The following is a 3,833-nucleotide window of genomic DNA, read 5'->3' as shown; positions in this document are numbered from 1 at the left end:
TTCGAAGTACTTCACCATCGAAAGAGACTCGTAGTTTTTCCGTGGGTGAGTAGTCAAGTCCCTGGTAGTGGTGTAGGGGCCCTTCGTGGTTAGGGGTCAGTGGGTCAGTGTCGGGGGCGTGTCTGGATGGCCGTCCTGGAGCTTGTTGGTGGTCTGGCACTGTTTGAGGGTGTCCAGGCTGAGGTAGCGGCGGCCCTCAGCCCATTCGTCGGTCTGCTCGGCCAGGACGGCGCCGACCAGGCGGATGATGGCGTCCCTGTTGGGGAAGATGCCCACTGAGTCGGTGCCCGTCTACCTGTCAGGCCCCAAGGGCCGGGGCGGGCGAGAGCTGTGGGTGCGGGCGGGCAACTCCACCCAGCGCCTTGAGATCGATGACGCCATCACCTACGTGTCGCAGCGCTGGCCGCACACGGTGCGCCCCTCCTGGCGCAGCCGGATCGGCGCCTACCTGCTCTACCACCGCCGCCCGGCCGGGGCGCCAGCCGATGGCGACCAGACTCCCGGCGGCCTCATCGGCTAGGACGTGTCCTGCGGGTCATCGGAGCCAGAGCCGTACAGCAGGCCGAAGGCCGGTCCCGTCGAGATCGGTGAAGGGGCGGGCGGCGCACTGTGCTGACCGGCGCGTCCCGTCAGGCGGCGCGCCCTGCCGAGCGCTTGACCGGACCCCGCACGCACCCGGCAGTCCCATCGAGCGCCTTTGCGCTCAAAAAGGTGGCTCCTACGCACTTTTACGGTGCACGGCACCGTCGCGGGTTGCGAAGTTTGGCGTAATTCCGCGGTTCTGCAGCAGGCGGAGATGAGACACGAACGTTAAAAGTGCGTAGGAGCCACCTTTTTCGACGCGGAAACACAGCCGGAAGCGCCCGAACGCACCTGTGCAGACGTCTGTGACGCCTCGGACCCCTCAGACGGGCAACTGCGGGCCCCGCAGACGGGTGCGGAAGCGCACGTGGAGTTGTGGACGCCTGCCGGCGGCCGGCCACGTTATCCACAGGGTGGCGCAAACCTTGTCACCGGCGGCCCCGCCGGTCGATGCTCGTTTCATGCGGTACACCGAACGGCGGGACGCCATGCTGCGAGCGCTGGCAGCCGCACACGGGGCGGCCAAACAGCGATTCCTGGCCACCTCAGAACACTGCCGTCGCACTCTGGGCCGCATGGTGGCCGACGGAATCGTCGTCCGCCACCCGCAGCACGTCATCGCCCTGCCGGGAACGGAACGGCCCACCATTATCGCCCGGCGCCTGGGCGGTCTCATCGCCTGCGCGCACGCAATGGAGCACTACGGCATCGCCCTTCAGGAGAGCCCCGGAAGCCGGCTCCACATTATCGCCCCCTACGACCAGCACCCCGTAGACGGCATCGGGCGCGTCATCATCCACAGGAACGCCGGCGCTCCCATCGACCCGCTGGGCTCGCCGTTCGCCGACCAGGAGACCGCCATCCTCACCTTCATGCGCTGCACATCGGAGCTGGACGCGCTCATCGCCCTGGACTGCGCCCTGCGCGGCGGCCTGGTCACCCGCGCCCAGCTTCTCGCCAGACTGCGCGGACCGAGGAACGGCCCCATGCGCGCGCTGCTCGCCCGCGCCGACCCGAAGGCGCGCTCGCTCCATCCTGGAGACCATCGCCCGATACGAGCTGGAGGAGGCCGGCGCTCCGCCGGAGGTCGCCGTTGAGACGCCCACCGGCGAACTCGACCTCGTCCTGGGACAGCGTCTTGCGATCGAGACCGACGGCCACGCCTTCCACTCCTCCCTGGCCGACTGGACGCAGGACCGCCGCCGCGACCAGTGGCTCCTGCGGCACGGCATGACGCCGCTTCGCCTGACCGCCCAGCAGGTCCTGGCGCACCGGACGGTGGAGATCGTCCGTCCCATTGCCGAGCGCCTCGGCTGCTGGCCCGGGAAGGGCGGCATGAGAGACTCACGCGCGCTTTCTTCTCGTCGAGATCGGTAGATCTCCGCACCGGGATCGGTTCACTTCCGGCTTGAGATCGGTTCGAGGCGCCCGCCCGGCCCGCGCCCCCGGAATCAACCATCTGCACCCCGAGGGCCCGCGGAAACTCGTCCGCGGGCCCTCAGCAGATAGCCGCTCTTACACTCACTTCTTGCGGTGGAGCTTCTCGCGCAGGGAGTCGACGCGATCCTCCCACTTCTGCTTGCGCTCCTGCCCGCGCTCCTGGCGCAGCACCCGGGCGGCCTCCCTGTCAGCGGCGATGGCGGCGGCCTCGGCGGCCTCCAGCTCGCCGAGGACCTGGTCGGCCTCGAGCCGCAGGACCTGGCCGCCCAGCGGGGAGACGACGCCGTCGAGCACCTCGGTGGCGTACTCCTCGACCTCGGCGAGGATGGCGGTGGTGCCCGCGGGCAGCCGTCCGCTGAGCTCGCCGATGGCGGTCTCGGAGAGATCCACGCGGTCGGCGTCGGCGAAACCGCCGATCAGGGAGCCGGCACCCCATCCCAGCAGCATGCCCAGTGGGCCCCCCAGAATGCCAACGGCCATGCCGATCAGGCCCCCGCCGACGGTCGCGCTCCCGATCACGGCATCCTCACCCTCGGCCAGGCGCAGGCTGCCGTCGGCGCCGCGCTCCCCGATGACGGCCGCGGCGATAGTGATCCGCCCCTCGGCGGCCGCTCCGCGCAGGACGCTCAGCGCCTTGTAGGCGTTTGCAGATTCCTCGAAGCCGACGATGACAAAATTGTGTGCAGTCATAAAACCGTCCCATCATGTTCCTATTGCGTGCTGACATCATTAACGTAGGCGCGGCGGCGACAGAAGTCAAGTCCCTGGTAGTGGTGTAGGGGCCCTTCGTGGTTAGGGGTCAGTGGGTCAGTGTCGGGGGCGTGTCTGGATGGCCGTCCTGGAGCTTGTTGGTGGTCTGGCACTGTTTGAGGGTGTCCAGGCTGAGGTAGCGGCGGCCCTCAGCCCATTCGTCGGTCTGCTCGGCCAGGACGGCGCCGACCAGGCGGATGATGGCGTCCCTGTTGGGGAAGATGCCCACTGAGTCGGTGCGGCGGCGGATCTCCTTGTTGAGGCGTTCTTGGGGGTTGTTGGACCAGATCTGCCGCCATACCTCGACGGGGAAGGCGGTGAAGGCCAGCAGGTCAGCTCGCGCGGCGTCGAGGTGGTCAGCGGCCTCGGGCAGCAGGTCACGGGTGTAGTCCAGGAGGCGGTCGAACTGGGCCTCGACGGCTGCTGCGTCGGGCTGGTCGTAAACCGAGTGGAGCATGGTCTTGAGGGCCGGCCAGGCGCTCTTGGGGGTCACTGTCATCAGGTTGGCGGCGTAGTGGGTGCGGCAGCGCTGCCAGGTCGCTCCGGGCAGGTTCGCGGCGATGGCCTCGACCAGACCCGTGTGGGCGTCAGAGGTGACAAGTCGTACCCCTCCCAGGCCTCGGGCGACCAGGTCGGCGAGGAACTCGTTCCACGCTGCTCCGCTCTCGCAGGTGTGGCTACCCGCAGGCCCAGGACTTCGCGGTGTCCGTCGGCGTTGACCCCAGTGGCTGTCAGGACCACCGCACTGACCACGCGACCGCCTTCGCGGACCTTCATGGTCAGGGCGTCGGCCGCTACGAAGATGAAGGGGCCGGCGTCGCCCAGGGGCCGGTTGCGGAAGGAGGCGACGTGCTCGTCGAGCTCGGCCGCCATGCGTGAGACCTGTGACTTCGAAAGCGAGTTGATGCCCAAAGTACCTATCAGCTTGTCCATGCGTCGGGTGGAGACCCCGGCCAGGTAGGCGTCGGCGACCACCGTGATCAGCGCGGACTCGGCCCGTTTGCGGCGCTCGAGCAGCCAGTATATGTTCAGGAGGCGGCACTTCCTCTTATCCGATGAGC

At 68.3% G+C, this 3,833-nt stretch carries 4 protein-coding genes and 2 pseudogenes; 2 read left to right on the top strand and 4 right to left on the bottom strand.

Features of this window, described 5'->3' with window-relative positions; translation table 11 throughout:
* Positions 1-96: 96 nt before the first annotated feature.
* Positions 97-285 (bottom strand): annotated as a pseudogene (locus HMPREF2981_RS10590) (transposase); the annotation flags it as partial.
* On the opposite strand from HMPREF2981_RS10590, the gene HMPREF2981_RS03930 reads away from it, so the two are divergent.
* Positions 269-520 (top strand): hypothetical protein, encoded by a 252-nt coding sequence (locus HMPREF2981_RS03930; protein ID WP_070536159.1) that lies wholly within the window; start codon positions 269-271, stop codon positions 518-520. The pseudogene HMPREF2981_RS10590 and the gene HMPREF2981_RS03930 sit on opposite strands and share 17 nt — an antisense overlap.
* Here HMPREF2981_RS03930 and HMPREF2981_RS10755 read toward each other — a convergent pair.
* Positions 517-726, bottom strand: a complete 210-nt coding sequence (locus tag HMPREF2981_RS10755; RefSeq protein ID WP_135008628.1) for a hypothetical protein — start codon at positions 724-726, stop codon at positions 517-519. The genes HMPREF2981_RS03930 and HMPREF2981_RS10755 overlap by 4 nt on opposite strands.
* 317 nt (positions 727-1,043) lie before the next feature.
* Between HMPREF2981_RS10755 and HMPREF2981_RS10585 the strand changes: the two genes are divergently transcribed.
* Complete coding sequence (locus tag HMPREF2981_RS10585) at positions 1,044-1,679, top strand: hypothetical protein (RefSeq protein ID WP_172884784.1); 636 nt, start codon at positions 1,044-1,046, stop codon at positions 1,677-1,679.
* Between the two features lie 424 nt (positions 1,680-2,103).
* Here the strand turns inward: HMPREF2981_RS10585 and HMPREF2981_RS03920 are convergent, their stop codons facing one another.
* A complete protein-coding gene (locus HMPREF2981_RS03920) occupies positions 2,104-2,712 on the bottom strand; it encodes a DUF1269 domain-containing protein (protein ID WP_070536157.1) in 609 nt (202 codons plus the stop codon).
* Between the two features lie 109 nt (positions 2,713-2,821).
* A pseudogene (locus HMPREF2981_RS03915) lies at positions 2,822-3,833 on the bottom strand (IS256 family transposase); the annotation flags it as partial.

It is taken from the genome of Rothia sp. HMSC069C01 (genome assembly GCF_001814655.1).
GTDB lineage: Bacteria > Actinomycetota > Actinomycetes > Actinomycetales > Micrococcaceae > Rothia > Rothia dentocariosa.
This window is presented reverse-complemented; position numbering and strand designations above follow the sequence as displayed.

Excerpts from the sequence above, each read along its gene's own strand:
- HMPREF2981_RS03930 (WP_070536159.1), top strand. The coding sequence starts at position 269 with ATGCCCACTGAGTCGGTGCCCGTCTACCTGTCAGGCCCCAAGGGCCGG.
- HMPREF2981_RS03920 (WP_070536157.1), bottom strand. The coding sequence starts at position 2,712 with ATGACTGCACACAATTTTGTCATCGTCGGCTTCGAGGAATCTGCAAAC.
- HMPREF2981_RS10585 (WP_172884784.1), top strand. The coding sequence starts at position 1,044 with ATGCGGTACACCGAACGGCGGGACGCCATGCTGCGAGCGCTGGCAGCC.